The sequence below is a fragment of the Mycobacterium sp. 2-64 genome, assembly GCF_035918375.1.
GTDB lineage: Bacteria > Actinomycetota > Actinomycetes > Mycobacteriales > Mycobacteriaceae > Mycobacterium > Mycobacterium intracellulare.
Map to the genome: position 1 here is coordinate 323,062 of NZ_CP142361.1, position 18,133 is coordinate 341,194.

An 18,133-nucleotide genomic window follows, 5' to 3' on the forward strand; every position below is an offset into this window, starting at 1 on the left:
GCATCGCTCGTGCACCGGCCGTACCAGTGGATATGACGCATCGGATGACCGCAGAAACGTGCGGCACGTTCCCGTTCTGGTAGCGGGCAGCTGCGGCGGGTACCCGCGAACTGAGCCGCATACAAGGGGAGCCGACATGGACGCCGCAACCGGGACCGATCGATGGCCGTCGCTACGGGTCGACGACTGGACTCCGACTCGCGAAACGCTGCACATGTGGACCCAGATCGTCGGCAAGGTCCGCATGGTGCGCACGCCGATGGTCAACCACTGGTGGCAGGTGACGCTGTACGTGAGCCCGCGCGGATTGACCACGGGCGCGATACCCCACGAAACCGGGGTGTTTGACATAGAATTCGACGTCATCGACGCCGTGCTGCGGATTCGTCACAGCGACGGGCGACAAGTCTCGGTGCCGTTGACGGCCAAACCGGTGGCGCAGTTCTACGACGAAACCATGTCGGCCCTGGACGATTTGGGGGTCGCGACACGCATCAGCGCCAGCCCCAACGAGGTGGATCCGGCCATCCGGTTCGCCGAGGACCATCAGCACGCCTCCTATGATTCCGACGCCGCGCGCTTGTTCTGGCGGCAACTCCTGCAGGCGCACCGGGTGATGAGCCAGTTTCGCGCATCGTTCATCGGCAAGGTCAGCCCGGTGCATTTCTTCTGGGGGGCAATGGATCTGGCGTGTACACGGTTTTCCGGGAGGCCGGCGCCCAAACATCCCGGCGGCGCACCGAACTGCGGCGACTGGGTGATGGTCGAGGGTTATTCGCACGAATTGAGCAGCTGCGGCTTCTGGCCCGGCGGCGGTGAGGAAGGCGCTTTCTACTCCTACGCCTACCCGCAACCGGACGGCTACGCCGACTACCCGATAGCGCCCGCTGCGGCGCATTTCAGTGCAGACCACGGTGAATTCGTCCTGCCCTACGAGGCGGTGCGCATTGCCGAGGATCCCGACGGGGATTTACTGCAGTTCCTGCAAACGACTTACGCGGCCGCCGCGGACCTCGGCCGCTGGGATCGCGGCGCCTTGGAGGCCGATCCCGACCGGTGGCAAAAGCCGTGAGCACCACGCCGATCGCGGACTATGCCCTGCTCTCGGATCGTCATACCGCTGCGCTGGTCAGCCGCGGCGGGTCGGTCGACCGGCTGTGCATGCCGCGATTCGACTCACCGTCAGTGTTTCGGGCGCCTGCTCGACGATGACGCCGGGTGCCGCCGGCTCGACGGCCTCCTGCGCACAAGTGCCCCGACGGGCGCGCCGTTGCAGTACCGTCACCCTCGTCTGCGTCGAGAACCGCTGGGAGTCCCGCCATGTTGCTCAACCCCAATCACCTGCAACGCCAGTACCCGGACCGCCGCTCGGCGGAGATCATGGCCGCCACGGTCGACTTCTTCGAGTCCCGGGGCAAGGCGCGGTTGAAGTCTGACGACCACGAAAGGGTCTGGTACTCCGAGTTTTTGGACCACATCGGTCGGGAGCGCATCTTCGCGTCGCTGCTGACGCCGTCGGCCTACGGTGCCCCCGACTGCCGCTGGGACACCTACCGGATCAGCGCGTTCGCCGAGATCGTCGGCTTCTACGGGCTCAACTACTGGTACCCCTTCCAGGTCACCGCCCTGGGTTTGGGCCCGATCTGGATGAGCGCCAACTCCGACGCCAAGCGCAAGGCCGCCGGGTTGCTCGAGGCCGGCGAGGTGTTCGCGTTCGGCCTGTCGGAGCAGACGCACGGCGCCGACGTCTACCAGACCGACATGAACCTGACGCCCTCCGGCGGGGGCTGGGTCGCCAATGGGGAGAAGTACTACATCGGCAACGCCAACGTGGCCCGGATGGTCTCCACCTTCGGCAAGTTCGCCGGCGCCTCGAAGAACGACGCCGAGTACGTGTTCTTCGCCGCCGACTCCCAGCACGAGCGCTATCAGCTGATCAAGAACGTGGTGAACTCGCAGAACTACGTCGCCAATTACGCGCTGCGCGACTACCCGGTGACCGAGGCCGACATCCTGCACCGCGGCCCCGAGGCGTTCCACGCCGCGCTCAACACCGTCAACGTCTGCAAGTACAACCTCGGATGGGGCGCGGTCGGCATGTGTACCCACGCGATGTACGAGGCGGTCACCCACGCGTCCAATCGCATCCTGTACGGGACCGTCGTCACCGACTTCACGCATGTGCGGCGGCTGCTCACCGACGCGTATGCGCGGCTGGTCGCGATGCGGCTGGTCGCCACCCGCGCCTGCGACTACATGCGCAGCGCGTCAACCGACGACCGCCGCTACCTGCTGTACAGCCCGCTCACCAAGGCCAAGATCACCAGCGAGGGCGAGCGCGTCATCACCGCGCTGTGGGACGTCATCGCCGCCAAGGGCGTGGAGAAGGACACCATCTTCGAGGCCATGGCCCGCGAAATCGGCCTGCTGCCCCGGCTGGAGGGCACCGTCCACATCAACATCGGGCTGCTGGGCAAGTTCATGCCCAACTTCCTGTTCGCCCCCAACGACGCGCTGCCGTCGATCGGCCGCCGGGATGACGCCGCCGACGACACCTTCCTGTTCGCGCAGGGCCCTACGGGCGGCCTGGGCAAGGTGCGCTTCCACGACTGGCGCGCGCCGTTCGAGAGCTTCGGCCACCTGCCCAACGTCGCGCTGCTGCGCTCGCAGGTCGACGTGCTGGCCGAGATGCTGGCCAGCGCCACCCCGGATGCCGCGCAGCAGAAGGACATCGACTTCGCGTTCGCCGTCGGTCAGCTGTTCGCCACGGTGCCCTACGCCCAGCTCATCTTGGAGGAGGCCGGGCTCTCGGGTGTCGACGAGGGATTGCTCGACGAGATCTTCGCCGTGCTGGTCCGCGACTTCAACGCCTACGCCGTGGAGCTGAGCGACAAGCCCGCGACGACGGACGCCCAGGCGCGCTACGCGATGCGGATGATCCGTCGCCCCGTCCACGACCCGTCGCGGTACGCGCAGATCTGGAAGGAGCACGTCCTTCCGCTCAGCGGCGCCTACCAGATGCGCCCCTAGGTTCGTCGCCTTCGGCGCCCGGGCGTGACTGTGCAGTCACGCCCGGCGCCGGACGTGACTCTGGCGTCACGGCCGGCAAGCAAACCCCCGCCTGAAGTTCGCTCGCCGAGCGCCCGGCCGGCCGGGCGTTGGGATTCGAGCGCCCAGGCCGCCGGGCACTCGGCGAGGCGGCTGGGCCCGACCCCTTGACTGTGACGCAGGTCACCGTAATATGACCAGTGGTCATCGAACCGAGGAGCCAGCATTGCCGACGGTCACCTGGGCGCGCGTCGACCCCGCTCGTCGCGCCGCGATCATCGAAGCCGCCGAGGCGGAATTCGGGGCGCACGGCTTCTCCCGTGGCAGCCTCAACGTCATCGCGCGCCGCGCGGGCGTCGCCAAGGGCAGCCTGTTCCAGTACTTCGCCGACAAGCGCGACCTGTACGCGTTCATCGCCGACATCGCCAGCCAGCGGGTGCGGGCCTACATGGAGGGCCGCATCCGCGAACTCGACCCGAGCCGGCCCTTCTTCGAGTTCCTGACCGACTGGCTCGACACCTGGGTGGCCTACTTTGCCGACCACCCGCACGAGCGCGCGCTGCACGCCGCGGCGACCCTCGAAGTCGACACCGAGGCCCGCGTCAGCGTGCAGAACGTCATCCACCGCCACTACCTGGAAGTGATGCGCCCGCTGGTCCGCGACGCGCACGTGCGCGGCGACCTGCGCGCCGAGTCGGACACCGACGCGCTGTTGTCGTTGCTGCTGTTGATCTTTCCCCACCTGGCGCTGGCGCCCTACATGCGCGGGCTGGACCCGATCCTCGGGCTCGACGAGCCCACCCCCGAACAGCCGGCGCTGGCCGTGCGCAGGCTCGTCGGCGTGCTGGCCGCGGCATTCTCGGCGGACTCCTCCGTCAACTCAGCCCCCCAACGATCTGAGGAGGTCTCATGAATCGAACCCGAATCGCCTCGATGGCCGAGGGCGGCCTCAACTGGGATAGCTTGCCGCTCAAGCTGTTTGCGGGCGGCAACGCGAAATTCTGGAATCCGGCCGACATCGACTTCTCCCGCGACCGGGAGGACTGGGAACGCCTCACCGACGACGAACGCAGCTATGCGACGCGGTTGTGCGCCGAGTTCATCGCCGGCGAGGAATCGGTGACCCAGGACATCCAGCCGTTCATGGCCGCGATGCGGGCCGAAGGCCGGCTGGGTGACGAGATGTACCTGACGCAGTTCGCCTTCGAGGAAGCCAAGCACGTCCAGGTGTTCCGCATGTGGCTCGACGCCGTCGGCATCACCGAGGACCTGCACTACTTCCTCGACGACGTCCCGACCTACCGCACCATCTTCTACGAGGAACTGCCGGCGTGTCTGAACGCGCTGACGCTCGATCCGTCGCCGGCCGCCCAGGTGCGGGCGTCGGTGACCTACAACCACATGGTCGAGGGCATGCTGGCGCTGACCGGCTACTTCGGCTGGCACAAGATCTGCGTGGAACGCGGCATCCTGCCCGGCATGCAGGAGCTGGTCCGGCGGATCGGCGACGACGAGCGCCGCCACATGGCGTGGGGCACCTTCACCTGCCGTCGCCACGTGGCCGCCGACGACGCCAACTGGGGCGTCTTCGAAACGCGCATGAACGAACTCATGCCGCTCGGGCTGCGGCTGATCGAGGAGGGCTTCGCCCTCTACGACCCGATGCCGTTCGGCCTGTCCGTCGACGAGTTCATGCAGTACGCCTCCGACAAGGGGATGCGGCGGTTCGGCACCATCTCCAGCGCCCGCGGCCGGCCGCTCGGCGAGATCGACCTGGACTACTCGCCGCTGCAGCTCGAGGACACGTTCGCCGACGAGGACGAAAAGGCGCTGGCGGGCGCGTCGGCCTAGCAGCTCACTCGACCTTGTCGTCGCCCGACGAGGAGCCGCTTTCGGATTCGCCGACCCAGACGGTCTTGGCGTTGACGAACGCGCGGATGCCCAGGCCCGCGAGTTCGCGTCCGTAGCCGGACCGTTTGACGCCGCCGAACCCCAGCTCGGGGTAGGACACCGTCATCCCGTTGATGAAGACCTGGCCGGCCTCGATGTCGTCGATGAAGCGCTGCTGCTCGGCCTCGTCGTTGGTCCAGGCGTTGGACCCCAGGCCGAACGTGGTGGCGTTGGCGATCTCGATGGCCTCGTTGATGTCGGCCGCCCGGTACATCGACGCGACGGGGCCGAACACCTCCTCGGTGTAGAGGGCCATGTCCTTGGTGATGTCGGTGACCACCGTGGGCGGGTAGAACCACCCCGGCCCGTCGATGGGCTTGCCGCCGAGGCGGATGGTGGCGCCCGCGGCGGCGGCGTCGTCGACCTGCTTGGCGATCTCGTCGCGGCCGGACTCGGTGGCCAGCGGGCCCACGTCGGTGTCGGGGTCGGTCGGGTCGCCGACGGTGAGCGCCTGCATGCGCTCGGTGAACTTGTCGACGAACGCGTCGTAGATGTCGGTGTGGACGATGAACCGCTTTGCGGCGATGCAGGATTGGCCGTTGTTCTGCACCCGTGCGGTGACCGCGGTCTTGGCGGCCTCGTCCAGGTCCGCCGAGGGCATCACGATGAACGGGTCGCTGCCGCCGAGCTCGAGCACCGTCGGCTTGATCTCGTCGCCGGCGATGGCCGCCACCGATTGGCCGGCCGGCTCGCTACCGGTCAGGGTGGCCGCCGCGACGCGAGGGTCGCGCAGGATGCGCTCGACGGCGCCCGAGGAGACCAGCAGGGTCTGGAAGCAGCCCTCGGGGAAGCCGCCGCGGGTGATGACGTCGGAAAGATACAGCGCGCTCTGGGGGACGTTCGAGGCGTGCTTGAGGATCCCGACGTTGCCGGCCATCAGCGCCGGGGCGGCGAACCGCACGGCCTGCCACAGCGGGAAGTTCCAGGGCATCACCGCCAGCACGACGCCGAGCGGTTGGTAGCGGATGTAGGCCTTCTTCGCGCCCACCGCCTTGGCGTCGGCCGGCTCGTCGGCGAGCAGCTGCTCGGCGTGCTCGGCGTAGTAGCGAAAACCCTTGGCGCACTTCAACACCTCGGCCTTGGCCGATTTCAGGGTCTTGCCCATCTCGAGCGTCATCATGGCGGCGACGTCGTCGGCCTCCGCTTCCAGCAGGTCGGCGGTGGCGTTTGCCCACCCCGCGCGCTGGGCAAACGTGGTGTTGTGGCGGTAGTCGAGGAAGCGTTCGTAGGCACGGGCGATTGCGGCATCGACTTCTTGATCGGTGGCCGGGGTGAAGGTTTTCACCGTCTCGCCGGTAGCCGGGTTAATGGTGGCGATGGGCACCTGGCCCTCCTTCATCGGATGAGTAGCTGAAAAGTCCAACACCCACCCTGCCACTATCGTTCCTTCAAGGGAGGTGCCGGATGAGCAGAGCCGCCGAGTTGATCGTCAAGTGCCTGGAAAACGAGGGTGTGTCCGTCGTGTTCGGGGTGCCCGGCGAGGAGAACATCCGATTCGTGCAGGCGCTGGCGGCGTCGCCCATCCGCTACGTGCTCACCCGGCACGAACAGGCCGCGTCCTTCATGGCCGAGATGTACGGCCGGGTCACCGGCCGGGCGGCGGTGGTGTCGGCCACCCTGGGGCCCGGCGCGATCAACATGCAGCTCGGCGTCGCCGACGCCACCACCAATAGCACCCCGCTGGTCGCCATCTCCGCGCAGGTGGGCCACGACCGGGAGTTCAAGGAGTCACACCAATACGTCGACCTGGTGTCGATGTTCGCCCCGATCACCCGGTGGGCGGCCGGCATCCCGACCCCGCGCGCCATCCCCGAGATGGTGCGTAAGGCGTTCAAGCTCGCCGAGTCCGAACGCCCGGCCGCGGTCTATCTCGCGGTGCCCGAGCACATCGACGCCGACGAGAAGGATTACGACCTGGGGCCGTTGCCGCGCAACGTCGTGCGCCCCGACGCTCCGGCGCCCCGCCAGGTGGAACGCGCCGTCGCAATCCTGCGCAACGCCAAGCGCCCGGTGGTGCTGGCCGGGCACGGCGCCGCGCGCGCCGACGCCACCAAAGCCCTGGTGCGCTTCTCCGACGAGTTCGGCATCCAGGTGGCCAACACCTTCCACGGCAAGGGCGTCATGCCCGACGACCACCGCAACAGCATCGGCACGCTGGGCTTCATGCGGCACGACTACGTCAACTTCGGGTTCGACAACGCCGACGTCGTCATCGCCGTCGGCTACGAGTTGCAGGAATTCGACCCGGTCCGCATCAACCCGCAGGCCGACAAGAAGATCATCCACATTCACCGGTTCCCCGCCGAGGTCGACGCGCACTACTCGGTCGACGTGGGGATCATCGGGGACATCAGCGATTCGCTGAACGCCCTCACCGACGCGCTCTCCGGTCACAGCTTCAGCCACGCCGCCGACGTGCCCGGGTCGGGCCTGCTCGCCGAGGAATTCGCCCGGGGGCAACAGGATTCGCGCTACCCGCTGGCGCCGGCGCGGGTGGTCGCCGACACCCGCGCGGCGCTGGGCCGCAGCGACGTCGTCCTGGTCGACACCGGCGCCACCAAGATGTGGATGGCCCGGCTCTACCCGACGTACGAAAAGAACACCTGCCTGATCTCAAACGGCCTGTCCACCATGAGCTTCGCCCTTCCCGGGGCGCTCGGCGTCAAGCTGGCGCAGCCGGAGTCCAAGGTGCTGGCCGTCGTCGGCGACGGCGCGTTCCTGATGAACTCGCAGGAGATCGAGACCGCCGTGCGCGAGCGGATACCGCTGGTGGTGCTGATCTGGGAGGACGGCGGGTACGGCCTCATCGAATGGAAGATGGATCTCGAACTCGGGGCGCACTACTACGTGAAATTCAACAACCCGGACGTGGTGACGTACGCGGAAAGCTTCGGCGCCAAGGGATATCGGATCACTCATGCCGACGAACTGCTCCCGACGCTGCGCGCCGCGCTCGACGACGAGGGCGTCTCGTTGATCAGCTGCCCGGTCGACTACTCGGAGAACCTGCGGCTGACCGACCGGCTCGGCGAGCTGGACGAAACGCTGTGATTCGGGAATCCATTGCCGATGACCGAGCGTGATCGCGACGAATCGGGCCGGCCCCGCAGCGCCCGACCCCGCGACGCCCTGGGCCGGCCCCTGCCGCCGGGCAGCGAAGGCGTTCCACGCATTCCGGACGACCTGGCGCTGGCGCCGGTCGAGACGCTGGCGTACGCCCAGGATCTGCTGGACCGAGGCCTCGCCTTCAACGCCCATGAGGTGCTCGAGGCCGCCTGGAAGAACGGACCGGCCGACGAGCAGGCCCTGTGGCAAGGCCTGACGCAGCTCGCGGTGGGGATCACCCACGCGCAGCGTGGCAACGTCAAGGGTGCGACCACGCTGCTCAGCCGTGCCCGCGCCCATCTGGCGCAGCAGGATCGGCCGGCGCCGCACGCGGTTGATGCGGCCGGGCTGGTGGACTTCGCCGATGCGCTGATCGACGCCCTCGCCGCCGGGGCGGATATCACCGCGCCGCGGCTACGGCCCCGCCTGACGGCCTGAAATGGCAGGTGCTCCAACGGGATCGGCGCGTCCCGCTACCAGTCTTGTTGATTCTCCAACAGCGTGACCCGGCGAAGTTCCACAACGAACCACAAGGTTGCGGCGACGGTGGCGAGTAGCGCGATGATCGCCACCGTGCTGAGCCATTCGTAATGCTGGTAGGCGGCGACGGCCAAGCTGGCGATGATGCCGCACAATGCGACCCCCAGCAGAATGAACCCGGGCCAAAAGAAGTTGTCCTTCATCGTGAGACCGGCGCGTGGGTGTGCCGTCCGATGACGATCGGTCGGGTCGTGATGTGTGTCTCCCATGGTTCCCTCTCGTCGGTCAATTCCGCAGTGACTCGGCAACTTTGGGGAAGCCGATATCACGGGGAACGTAGACGTCGAATAGCAGGATCGCGCCGATCGTCGTCACGAGCCAGACCATGACCGTCGCGGCGAGCCACGATGCGCCGCCGTAGATGCTGAGTCCGTGCGTCGACACCGAAGCCAGGCTCATCGCGCCGATGGTCAGGGTCAGGCCGGTGCAGCCCAGCAGCAGCGACGCGTATCCATGGGGCAATTTCAAGATCTTCACCGACAGGGTCGTCTGCGTTACCGAGAAGAACACCACGGCAACGATGAGGCCCGATGCCGTCAGCACAACGTGGGGAACGGTCCTCGCCGCCAGCGCCAGCCCGATGGTCCAGGTGGCCGACCGCGCGGCGGTCCGGAGCACAAAGTGCTTCACGACACCGGGCGCTTTACCACGGCGATATCGCATCGTGGTCGGCGATGCGCGCGGGTAGCCTGATCGTCGAACCGATGGATGTGGGCGGCGCTGGTTGGCAAGGTGACCATGGCGGCTCCTGAAAACTAACAGATAAGTAATTAAACTTTAGAAATTATTCGCTGTAACGTCAAGACTCTTGTGATTTAGAAGTGGGCGCGATGGACCAACTGCAACGCGATGCCGCCGGAATCGGCGCCCTCGCCGACCCCGTGCGCTACGAGCTGTATCAGTTTGTGTGTTCGCAGCCCGGACCGGTGAGCCGCGATCAGGCGGCCGAAGTGGTGGGAATCGCCCGGCACCAGGCGAAGTTTCATCTCGACCGGCTGACGGCCGAAGGCCTGCTGGAATGTGACTACGCCCGGTTGACCGGCCGGACCGGCCCGGGAGCGGGGCGCACCTCGAAGCTGTACCGACGTGTCCGTCGCGACATCGCCGTGAGTTTGCCGCAACGTCAGTACGAGTTGGCCGGGCGGCTGATGGGCCGGGCCATCGTCCAATCCCAGCAGAGCGGCGCGCCCGTCGTAGAGGTGTTGCACCGCAACGCCCACGACTACGGCCGGAGCATCGCGGAGAGCGCGCTGAGCGCGGCCCGCCGGCGGCCGGCCGACGCGCGTGCGGCGCTGAAACTGGTGGCCCGCTTGTTGCGGGAGTATGGCTATGAACCGGGTCACGACGACGACGGCGTGTATCTGGTCAACTGCCCGTTCCATGCGCTGGCTCAGGAACAGACCGAATTGGCCTGCGGCATGAACCACGCGCTGATCAACGGGATGGTGGACGCGATGACCCCGCGTTGCCTGGATGCCCGGCTGCAGCCGACGCCGGGCCGGTGCTGTGTGGTGGTCGCAGCAAGCGCTGACTAGCTCACGGCGCTGCCGCGTGCCAAACCCGTTGCCTCAGTGTGTTATTCAGGCACCGTCGGCGTCCGCCGGGTACGTCACCCGCCCGCGCTCGTCGACGACGGGTGTGGCGCCCCATTGTCCGAGTCGATGCTCACGCGGCGCGGATCCGCTGATGAGGTGCCATACCGTCCAGCCCTGGGCGACAAGGCTGTTCGCGATCAATTGCCGATGGCATCGCCACGGCACGGGCTCACCGCACATGATCGCCACGCGGTGGGAGCGGGCGAGCGTGATCAGTTCCGCCAGGCCGCGCTGGTATTCGTCGGTGAGGGTGTAATCGGCGTAATTCTTGAAGCTGGCGTTCTGCCAGCCCGCGTTGATGGTGGGGTCGACGCTTTGCCGGCCGCGTCGTCCCCCGAGCGCGGGAAGGTGGAGGTAGCCGATGCCGGCGTCGCCGAGCCAGCGCGCCATCTCCGCACTGCCGAACTGGGGATTGCGTCGCGAGCCGGGCTGGGCGCGCACGTCGACGAGCAGGTCGATGCGGGCCTGATCGAGGGGTTCCAGGAAGGTGGGCACCGGGCATGTCCAATGCCCGATCGTCCAGATCTCGCCGTCGTCGCTCATGGTGGTGTCGCGGCGTGTCCTAGTCGATCTTCTCCAGGGCGTCGCCCTTGTGCATCGCGATGTGGTCGGTTTTGTCGCTTCTGATCTCGTATTGCGGGTCGTCTTTCGTGCAGTGCCGTTTGTGGCCCTTGTACTCGGTGTCGCGGGTGTGCTTCTTGACCACGATGCCGCTGACGTGACCGGCTTCCGAATTCCATCGGACGTGGTCCCCGACCTCGAACTGTTTGGCCACCGTGCGCCTCCTTCGCGTGCGTTGTGGTTCGCTGCGTGGGTTCCCCCACCACTGCGACGAGTAACCGTGCGCGTGGTCGAATGGGCGCATGCTGTTTCGTCAGCTGGAGTACTTCGTCGCGCTCGCGCAAGAGCGCCACTTCGCGCGCGCCGCGCGGGCGTGCTACGTGTCGCAGCCCGCGCTGTCGGAGGCCATCCGCAAGCTCGAATCCGAACTCAACGTCCCGCTGGTGCGGCGGGGGCAGCGGTTCGAAGGCCTCACCCCCGAAGGCGAGCGGCTGGTGCCCTGGGCGCGGCGCATCCTGGCCGACCGCGACTCGCTCAAACGGGAGGTCACCGCGCTGCAGGCCGGGCTGACCGGCGAGTTGCGGCTGGGGGTGGTCCCGGCCGCATCGACCACCGTTGCGCTGCTTACGGATCCGTTCTGTGCCGCGCATCCCCTGGTGCGGGTCCGGCTCGAGGTCAATCTGCGTTCGGCCGGCATCGTCGAACGCGTCCGCAAGTTCGAATTGGACGCGGGCATCCTCTATCCGGACCAACAGGACACGGCCGACCTGCTGGTCACGCCGCTCTACCACGAACAGCCGGTGCTCATCGCCGCCGCCGATCTGCTGGGCGGCGAGTCGGACACCATCGCGTGGTCGGATGCCGTGCAGCTGCCGCTGTGCCTGCTCACCCAGGGCATGCGCGGGCGCCGGGTCATCGACGACGCGTTGGCCACCCACGGCCTCGAGGTGACACCGCAGCTGGAAACCGACTCCGTGGCAGCGTTGTTCGCGCACGTGCGCACCGGCCGGTGGGCGAGCATCGTGCCCCAACCGTGGATCCACACCCTGGGCATCCCCGCCGGGGCCAGCGTGCTGCGACTGCGCCGGCCCTCGGTCACCGCGCTGATCGCGTTGGTCACCAACCGGGCCGAGCCGGGTTCGTTGCTGGCGCGGGCGTTGCGGCGGACCGCGCGCGAGGCCCGCATCGGCGCCACGCTCTCCGAGCGGTCCTAGCCCCCGTCTCCACTGATCGGCGTCGCCTATCAGCCAGTCGGAATCGCGTCTTGGACAGCCCGTGGCCGCGCCGTGAGACTGGGGTTATCGCCAGTTAAGGAGAATTCAATGGCCAAGTGTGTGATGGTGCTTTATCCCGACCCCGTCGACGGATACCCGCCGGCCTACGCGCGCGACAGCATCCCGACGATCCACGGATATCCCGACGGCAGCACCGTGCCGACTCCGTCAACGATCGATTTCACGCCCGGTGAGTTGCTTGGCTGCGTGTCGGGCGCCCTCGGGCTGCGCAAGTTTTTCGAAGACGCGGGCCACGAACTGGTGGTGACGTCGGACAAGGACGGACCCGACTCGGAGTTCGAACGCGCGTTGCCCGACGCCGAAATCGTGATCTCGCAACCGTTTTGGCCGGCCTACCTGACCAAGGAGCGCATCGCCAAGGCGCCCAAGCTCAAGCTGGCCCTGACCGCCGGCATCGGCTCGGACCACGTGGATCTGGATGCGGCCAAGGAGCGCGGGATCACCGTGGCGGAAGTGACCTACAGCAACAGCATCAGCGTCGCCGAGCACGCGGTGATGCAGATCCTGGCACTGGTCCGCAATTTCGTCCCGTCCCACCGGTGGGCCGTCGAGGGCGGCTGGAACATCGCCGACTGCGTCGAGCGCGCCTACGACCTCGAGGGCATGGACGTGGGTGTGATCGCCGCCGGACGGATCGGGCGTGCGGTGCTGCGCCGGTTGGCGCCGTTCGACGTCAACCTGCACTACACCGACACCCGCCGGCTGGCACCGGACGTCGAGAAGGAACTGAACGTGACGTTTCATCCCACGGTGCAGGAGCTGGTGCGGGCGGTCGACGTGGTCTCGGTCCACTCGCCGCTGTACGCGGACACCCGCGCGATGTTCGACGAGAAGCTGATCTCGACGATGCGGCGCGGCTCCTACATCGTCAACACCGCCCGCGCCGAGGAGACCGTCCCGGAAGCGGTCGCCGACGCCCTGCGCAGCGGGCAACTCGGGGGCTACGCCGGCGACGTGTGGTATCCACAGCCCCCGCCGGCCGACCACCCGTGGCGGACGATGCCGAATAACGCGATGACGCCGCATGTTTCGGGCACCACCCTGTCGGCCCAGGCCCGTTATGCGGCCGGCACCCGGGAAATCCTGGAAAGCTGGTTCGCCGGCACGCCCATCCGTCCGGAGTACCTGATCGTCGAGGGCGGCAAGCTCGCAGGCACGGGGGCGTTGTCTTACCAGAAGTAGTCACGGGCGTCCGCCAGGTGGCGCTCAGCCACCTTTGCCGGTGCCACCTTCGAGTTGGCTCGGGCAGTACGCCTTCGCAGAGATCGTCGCGAACTGGGCGGCACCGCTGGTGGTCAGGTCGGGGTTGTTGTCCCGGATGTCGGTGAGAAGTTGCAGACCGGATACGCCCCGAGAAAGCATGCCGCACACCGATTTTCCAGCGGCCACGGCTTGGCCCGGATCCTTGAAGCTGATCCCTACGGTGTGTAGGTCGGAGAGGAAGGAGCCATTGTTGTCATCGGTGGGTGCCTCGTCCTCGCCCGGCGTGGCGTGAGCGGGTGCCGCGAGCGTGATGCCCAGCGATACGGTGAGAAGCGCGAGCAGCCGTGTCATGGAGCCTCCTTCGGTGTGGTTATCCCAGCTGGGATTCGGGGTGTGCGGCGGCGGGCGTCGGTTCGTCGTTGACGTGCACGGCGTGCACTCCGGGTGTGGTTCTGAGTTGGGCGACCAGGTCGTCGAGGCCGGACTCGTCGACGTTCCAGTGCTGCACCTGGTCGGGCATTTCTTGTAGTTGGGCGATGATGCGGTCGAGTTTGACCGGTTGGGTGCGGCGCTGGCCGGCGATCGCGCGGGTCTGGATCCCGGTGGTGGTGTTGATGACGCGGGCGGCGGGGCCGCCGAGTGCGCCGCCGGCCAGGCTGCCCAGGGTGGCGTCGTTGACCAGCTCGGCCGGGAAACCCGCCGCGGCGGCCGCGGCCGCGCTGGTGGCCGGCAGTGCGGTGGAGGCCAGCCGGATGGCGGGGGCGGCGGTGGCCCAGCTCGAGGGCACCGACAGCTTTCCCACGGTCGGCGCGGTGCCCAGCACCGCCGATACGGGACGCACCGGGACGCCGGCGCCAAGGCCTCCGGGGGAGGCCAGACCCGCGCCCAGCGAAGCTTTGGGCAAGCCGGCGCTCCAGGGGGCATAGACGAAGGCCCCCTTCCATTCCGAGACGCCCAGGCCGCCACTGGCGCCGACGACGTTGGTCCAGGTGGCCTGCCCGCCGACGCCCTTGACGCTGGAGAACAGCGCCTCCCACAGCGGCGCGACCTCCTTACTGCCGGTCATGCCCTCGATCAGCTTCTGCCACGATTGGGTGTATCCCGTGGTAAGCGAGTTGATGTAGTCCTGCAGCTGTTGCGTCCACGAGGACGACGAGCTCGACGCCGCGGCGGCCGTGGTGCTCGCCTGAGCCGCCGACCCGGTGTCCTTGCTGACAGCGGGCGCCTGCTCGAACGGCGCCAGCTCCCCGGCGGACTGGGAGGCGGCGGCGTAGCCGAACATCGCGGTGACGTCTTGGGACCACATCTGGGCGTATTCGGCTTCGGTGGCCGCGATCGCCGCGCCGTTTTGCCCCAACAGGTTGGTCGCCTGCAGCGCTGCCAGCTGGGTGCGGTTGGCGGCGATCAGCGCGGGCGGGACGACGGAGGCCAGCGCGGCCTCATAGGCGGCAGCCGCGGCTTGGGCTTGGGCGGCAGTCTGCTCAGCGAGGCCCGCCGTGGTCGAGATCCAGTTCACGTACGGTGCCGCGGCGGACGCCATGGAGTCCGACGACGGGCCCTGCCAGTCCTCGCCGATGAGTTCGGAGATCGCCGCGCCGTACGAGGATGCGGTGGAATGCAATTCGGCGGCCAGCGCCTGCCATGCGGCGGCCGCGGACAGCATGGGCGCCGCGCCGGGGCCGGCGTAGAGCTGGATGGAGATGACCTCTGGTGGGAGCGCTGCGAAATCGGTGAAAACCATGGCGGTGCCTTTCCTTATTTCGGGTTCGGCGGGATCACGATGACCGTGGAGGTGGTGGCGATGTCATCAACGGCCACCGCCCCGGGCACCCGGACCGCCGGCCCGGCCACCGCGCGGGTGGCGCTGCCCCCGACGGCGCGTCCGGCCAGGCTCGACAAGGCGGTGGGGCCGAACAGGCCCTGGCCGGGGTTCATCGTCATCGCGGGTGCGGCGTCCAGCATCGTCTCGGGCAGCTCGGCGGCCAGGGTCCTGATCGCGGGCGCGGCCGAGGCCCAGTTCGCGGGAACCGACAACGATCCGACCACACCGGCACGACCCACCGCCGCCGACACCGTTCCCGCACTCGGTGCCTGAAAGGAGGTGGCGCCGGTCAGCAGATCGCTGTGCAGCAACGGGGCCAGAACCCCATGGAGACCCTTGGGATGCAGTGTGGGGTCGACACTTTGAACGTTGCCGCCCATCGCCTTGGTGTTGAGCGCAAGCTGATAAAAACCCTTCCCCGCGTCTGCGACCCCGAGCGGCGAGTAGGGCCCGGTCAGGGTGCTGAGGAAGCTGTTGAAACTTTTCAGGCCTCCCGTGGCTTCCCCGAGACCGAGCGAGATTCCCGGCGACGTCGTCGCCGCGGTTTGTGCCGCGGCCGGGGCCTGCGAGAGCGCCTGGGAGACCGCGGTTTCCACATTGGAGCTCGCCGAGGACTGAGTCGCGGCGGCGACCGCGGTGGTCTGGTTGGTTTCCGCGCTGCCGTCGGTGGTCGTCGGCGGCGTGGTGAACGGTGCCAGTTGAGTCGCGGCCGCCGAGGAACCCGCATAGCCATACATCGCGGCCGCGTCTTGGGCCCACATCTCGGCGTACTGGGCCTCGGTGGCCGCGATGGCCGGGGTGTTTTGGCCCAGGATGTTGGTCGCGACCAGTGTCGCCAACAACGCCCGGTTGGCCGCGATCACCGGCGGCGGCACCGTGGCCGCGAAGACGGCCTCGTACGCGCCCGCCGCCGCCTTCGCCTGACTTGCCGACTGCTCGGCCTGCGCGGCGCTGCCGATCAGCCACGCGACGTACGGCGCGGCCGCGGCCGCCATCGACGTCGACGAGGGGCCATTCCACGCGGTTCTCAGCTCTGCGACGACGGACCCGTAAGACGCTGCCGTGGCGCGTAATTCGGACGCTAATCCGTCCCAGGCGGCCGCGGCGGCCAACAACGGGGCCGGCCCGGGGCCTGAGTAGATCCTGCCGGAGTTGATCTCCGGCGGTAACGCTCCGAATTCCATTTGTTTCCTCCGCCTCCGGCCGCGAACACCACGGACCCCGCGCTCGTCCTTGCCGATAAGGTTGGTCTTCAACAACATTGAGCAACTTCGGTCGGCACCCGCCAGTGGATGCCAGTTGCTTGAAATGTTCGGGTGCTCAGAAGACTAGCCAGCTCTGCCCGAAGAGCTCGTGGCAAATGCAGGCCGACGCCGGGGGAACACCGCGTTCGAATGGCAAGGCCTGCAACGCAGCGGTTTGATTGGCAAGGCGCCGATAGCCCCGTCTACCTCGGGCGAATTCGTACACGTCCCAGAGTGAAAACACGATCAACACCCGGCAAACATGAGCGTGCCAGGGGGTTTCCTCAATAAAAATCTCACCATCCAAAATTCGCTGCCCCGCACCGGGCGCGGTCATCCGCGTGCGCTTGACCAGAGTCCACTGGCAACACGACGTCGCCGTCGCGGCCCGGAATCACCGGCGCAGCGACGACCGCGAATGTTGTTTCGCTCCACAGCCTCCGGTGCCTGAGCCGGCCGCCCCGGCGGCGTCAACCGATGCGAACACCACTACGTCGGCCTTGCCGCGCCCACTATCGCGGGGCGGTCTGGCCTCGTCATCAGAAGTCCCACCTCATGCGGGTCAGTGAGTTTCGGCGGCGGTGGCGGCAAAGCGACGATCCACCCAGTTGCCGAAGCGCGGTGCGGACTTGATCTGGCCCGCCGCCGCCAGTAGGTCGGTGAGGCGCTGTTCGGCGTCAATCACGGTGTCGTCGAGGGGGATCGGCTGTCGCAGAGTGCGCCCCTGCGCGACGGCGGCGACGGCGGGGTCGATGCCGGCGGACCCGGCGTACTGAGCGGCCCACTCCTGCGGGTGCTCGCGCGCCCAGACCGCGGCTCGGGTGTATCGCGCCAGCAGATCCGCCAGGGCGGTGTTCCGTTTGGCGTCGGCCAGCGTTTGGTCGGAGGCGATCCCGAACGAGTACTTGTACTTGCGTGTGACCAGGCCCCGCACCGGGAGTTGCTGTTCGGCCTGCGCGGTATAGGGATCCCACACGGCCCACGCGTCGACCTGGCCATTGCGGAATCCCGACAGGGCGTCGGCCGGTTGCAGGAACACCAGGTGGACGTCGTCGGGTTTGAGTCCGGCCTTGTCGAGCTGATCAAGCACATTGGCGTGCGCCGAACTGCCCTTGGCCAGCGCGATGGTTTTGCCTCGCAGGTCGGTGACGGAGTGAATAGGCGAATCGGCGTGAACCAGAATCTGATCGCCGGGGCCCCCACCGTCGAATGCGGACACCACCTTGATGCGGGCGTTGGCGACCGCGCCGAAAATCGGTGGGGTGTCACCGGTGATGGCGAAATCGATCTTGCCGGCGGCGGCGGCCTCGACCATCGGTGGTCCCGAGGTGAAGGTGGAGAATTCGATCCGGTACGGAAGGTTCTGCAGCTCGCCGGCGGCCCTCAGCATGGCTTCGGTGCCAACGCTCTTTTGATCGCCGACCTTGAGAGTCAGGTCGGCCAGCTGTGACAGCGGAACTCGGTCCGGCACCGCGCCGGGGCCGGCGGCCTGTTGGCGGGAGACGCACGCCGGCAGCAGCAGAGCGATGGCAGCCAGCAGTAGCGCGGTATGGCGTCGTGTCGACATCGAGCTCCTCAGATCAGGACACCGAGCTGGCTGAGCACGTCGGTGCGGTACCCGGGACGGGGCCGGTTGGCACGGGATTCGCGCAGGCAAGGCTGCGGCGCTGTGGAAGGCGAGGCTATGGCAGATCGGTTGGGCGGACAACGGTTTGAATTTCCGTGAACGCAACCGCGCCTAGAGGGGGTTCACGCGGCCTTGCGTCGCGT

Annotated in this window: 18 protein-coding genes; 9 read left to right on the plus strand and 9 right to left on the minus strand. The window is 67.7% G+C overall.

What is annotated here, in order from left to right:
* Positions 1-136 precede the first annotated feature (136 nt).
* The 4 genes from QGN31_RS01505 to QGN31_RS01520 all read left to right on the plus strand — a co-directional run bounded on the left by QGN31_RS01505 (position 137) and on the right by QGN31_RS01520 (position 4,899).
* Positions 137-1,072: a DUF5996 family protein gene (locus QGN31_RS01505; protein WP_009957641.1), complete on the plus strand. Its 936-nt coding sequence runs from the start codon at positions 137-139 to the stop codon at positions 1,070-1,072.
* Between the two features lie 248 nt (positions 1,073-1,320).
* Positions 1,321-3,030 carry an acyl-CoA dehydrogenase gene (locus QGN31_RS01510; RefSeq protein ID WP_009957642.1) on the plus strand — a complete coding sequence of 570 codons (1,710 nt, stop codon included), beginning with the start codon at positions 1,321-1,323 and terminating at the stop codon, positions 3,028-3,030.
* Positions 3,031-3,274: 244 nt separating this feature from the next.
* Positions 3,275-3,961 (plus strand): TetR/AcrR family transcriptional regulator, encoded by a 687-nt coding sequence (locus QGN31_RS01515; RefSeq protein WP_014385994.1) that lies wholly within the window; start codon positions 3,275-3,277, stop codon positions 3,959-3,961.
* Entirely contained in the window at positions 3,958-4,899 is a 942-nt protein-coding gene (locus QGN31_RS01520) for a R2-like ligand-binding oxidase (protein ID WP_014943087.1), read from the plus strand. The genes QGN31_RS01515 and QGN31_RS01520 overlap by 4 nt, the downstream gene beginning before the upstream one ends.
* 4 nt (positions 4,900-4,903) lie before the next feature.
* Here the strand turns inward: QGN31_RS01520 and QGN31_RS01525 are convergent, their stop codons facing one another.
* Complete coding sequence (locus tag QGN31_RS01525; RefSeq protein WP_043955886.1) at positions 4,904-6,322, minus strand: NADP-dependent succinic semialdehyde dehydrogenase; 1,419 nt, start codon at positions 6,320-6,322, stop codon at positions 4,904-4,906.
* A gap of 80 nt (positions 6,323-6,402) precedes the next feature.
* Between QGN31_RS01525 and QGN31_RS01530 the strand changes: the two genes are divergently transcribed.
* Positions 6,403-8,049, plus strand: coding sequence for an acetolactate synthase large subunit (locus QGN31_RS01530; protein ID WP_009957646.1), 1,647 nt, complete (start codon positions 6,403-6,405; stop codon positions 8,047-8,049).
* Between the two features lie 18 nt (positions 8,050-8,067).
* On the plus strand, positions 8,068-8,541 hold the full coding sequence (locus tag QGN31_RS01535; protein WP_014381404.1) for a DUF309 domain-containing protein: 474 nt from the start codon (positions 8,068-8,070) through the stop codon (positions 8,539-8,541).
* Positions 8,542-8,576: 35 nt separating this feature from the next.
* On the opposite strand, the gene usfY is transcribed toward QGN31_RS01535, so the two are convergent.
* Positions 8,577-8,852 (minus strand): protein UsfY, encoded by a 276-nt coding sequence (usfY, locus tag QGN31_RS01540; protein WP_225336761.1) that lies wholly within the window; start codon positions 8,850-8,852, stop codon positions 8,577-8,579.
* Between the two features lie 16 nt (positions 8,853-8,868).
* On the minus strand, positions 8,869-9,261 hold the full coding sequence (locus tag QGN31_RS01545) for a hypothetical protein (protein ID WP_237394281.1): 393 nt from the start codon (positions 9,259-9,261) through the stop codon (positions 8,869-8,871).
* Positions 9,262-9,473: 212 nt separating this feature from the next.
* On the opposite strand from QGN31_RS01545, the gene QGN31_RS01550 reads away from it, so the two are divergent.
* A complete protein-coding gene (locus QGN31_RS01550) occupies positions 9,474-10,178 on the plus strand; it encodes a helix-turn-helix transcriptional regulator (protein ID WP_043955470.1) in 705 nt (234 codons plus the stop codon).
* A 45-nt stretch (positions 10,179-10,223) separates the two neighbouring features.
* On the opposite strand, the gene QGN31_RS01555 is transcribed toward QGN31_RS01550, so the two are convergent.
* Together QGN31_RS01555 and QGN31_RS01560 are read right to left on the minus strand one after the other, a co-directional pair.
* Entirely contained in the window at positions 10,224-10,781 is a 558-nt protein-coding gene (locus QGN31_RS01555; RefSeq protein ID WP_014943084.1) for a DUF488 domain-containing protein, read from the minus strand.
* A gap of 19 nt (positions 10,782-10,800) precedes the next feature.
* Positions 10,801-11,013 carry a DUF2945 domain-containing protein gene (locus tag QGN31_RS01560; protein ID WP_008261813.1) on the minus strand — a complete coding sequence of 71 codons (213 nt, stop codon included), beginning with the start codon at positions 11,011-11,013 and terminating at the stop codon, positions 10,801-10,803.
* 88 nt (positions 11,014-11,101) lie between these two features.
* Here QGN31_RS01560 and QGN31_RS01565 point away from each other — a divergent pair, with 88 nt between their 5' ends.
* Together QGN31_RS01565 and QGN31_RS01570 are read left to right on the plus strand one after the other, a co-directional pair.
* Complete coding sequence (locus QGN31_RS01565) at positions 11,102-12,013, plus strand: LysR family transcriptional regulator (RefSeq protein ID WP_014943083.1); 912 nt, start codon at positions 11,102-11,104, stop codon at positions 12,011-12,013.
* Between the two features lie 108 nt (positions 12,014-12,121).
* Positions 12,122-13,276, plus strand: a complete 1,155-nt coding sequence (locus tag QGN31_RS01570) for an NAD-dependent formate dehydrogenase (protein WP_014943082.1) — start codon at positions 12,122-12,124, stop codon at positions 13,274-13,276.
* A gap of 24 nt (positions 13,277-13,300) precedes the next feature.
* Here the strand turns inward: QGN31_RS01570 and QGN31_RS01575 are convergent, their stop codons facing one another.
* The 4 genes from QGN31_RS01575 to QGN31_RS01590 all read right to left on the minus strand — a co-directional run bounded on the left by QGN31_RS01575 (position 13,301) and on the right by QGN31_RS01590 (position 17,930).
* A complete protein-coding gene (locus tag QGN31_RS01575) occupies positions 13,301-13,648 on the minus strand; it encodes a DUF732 domain-containing protein (RefSeq protein WP_014943081.1) in 348 nt (115 codons plus the stop codon).
* Positions 13,649-13,667: 19 nt separating this feature from the next.
* Positions 13,668-15,038 (minus strand): PPE family protein, encoded by a 1,371-nt coding sequence (locus QGN31_RS01580; RefSeq protein ID WP_008261809.1) that lies wholly within the window; start codon positions 15,036-15,038, stop codon positions 13,668-13,670.
* 14 nt (positions 15,039-15,052) lie between these two features.
* Entirely contained in the window at positions 15,053-16,303 is a 1,251-nt protein-coding gene (locus tag QGN31_RS01585) for a PPE family protein (protein WP_008261808.1), read from the minus strand.
* Between the two features lie 622 nt (positions 16,304-16,925).
* Positions 16,926-17,930 (minus strand): ABC transporter substrate-binding protein, encoded by a 1,005-nt coding sequence (locus tag QGN31_RS01590; protein ID WP_008261807.1) that lies wholly within the window; start codon positions 17,928-17,930, stop codon positions 16,926-16,928.
* Between the last annotated feature and the right edge of the window lie 203 nt (positions 17,931-18,133).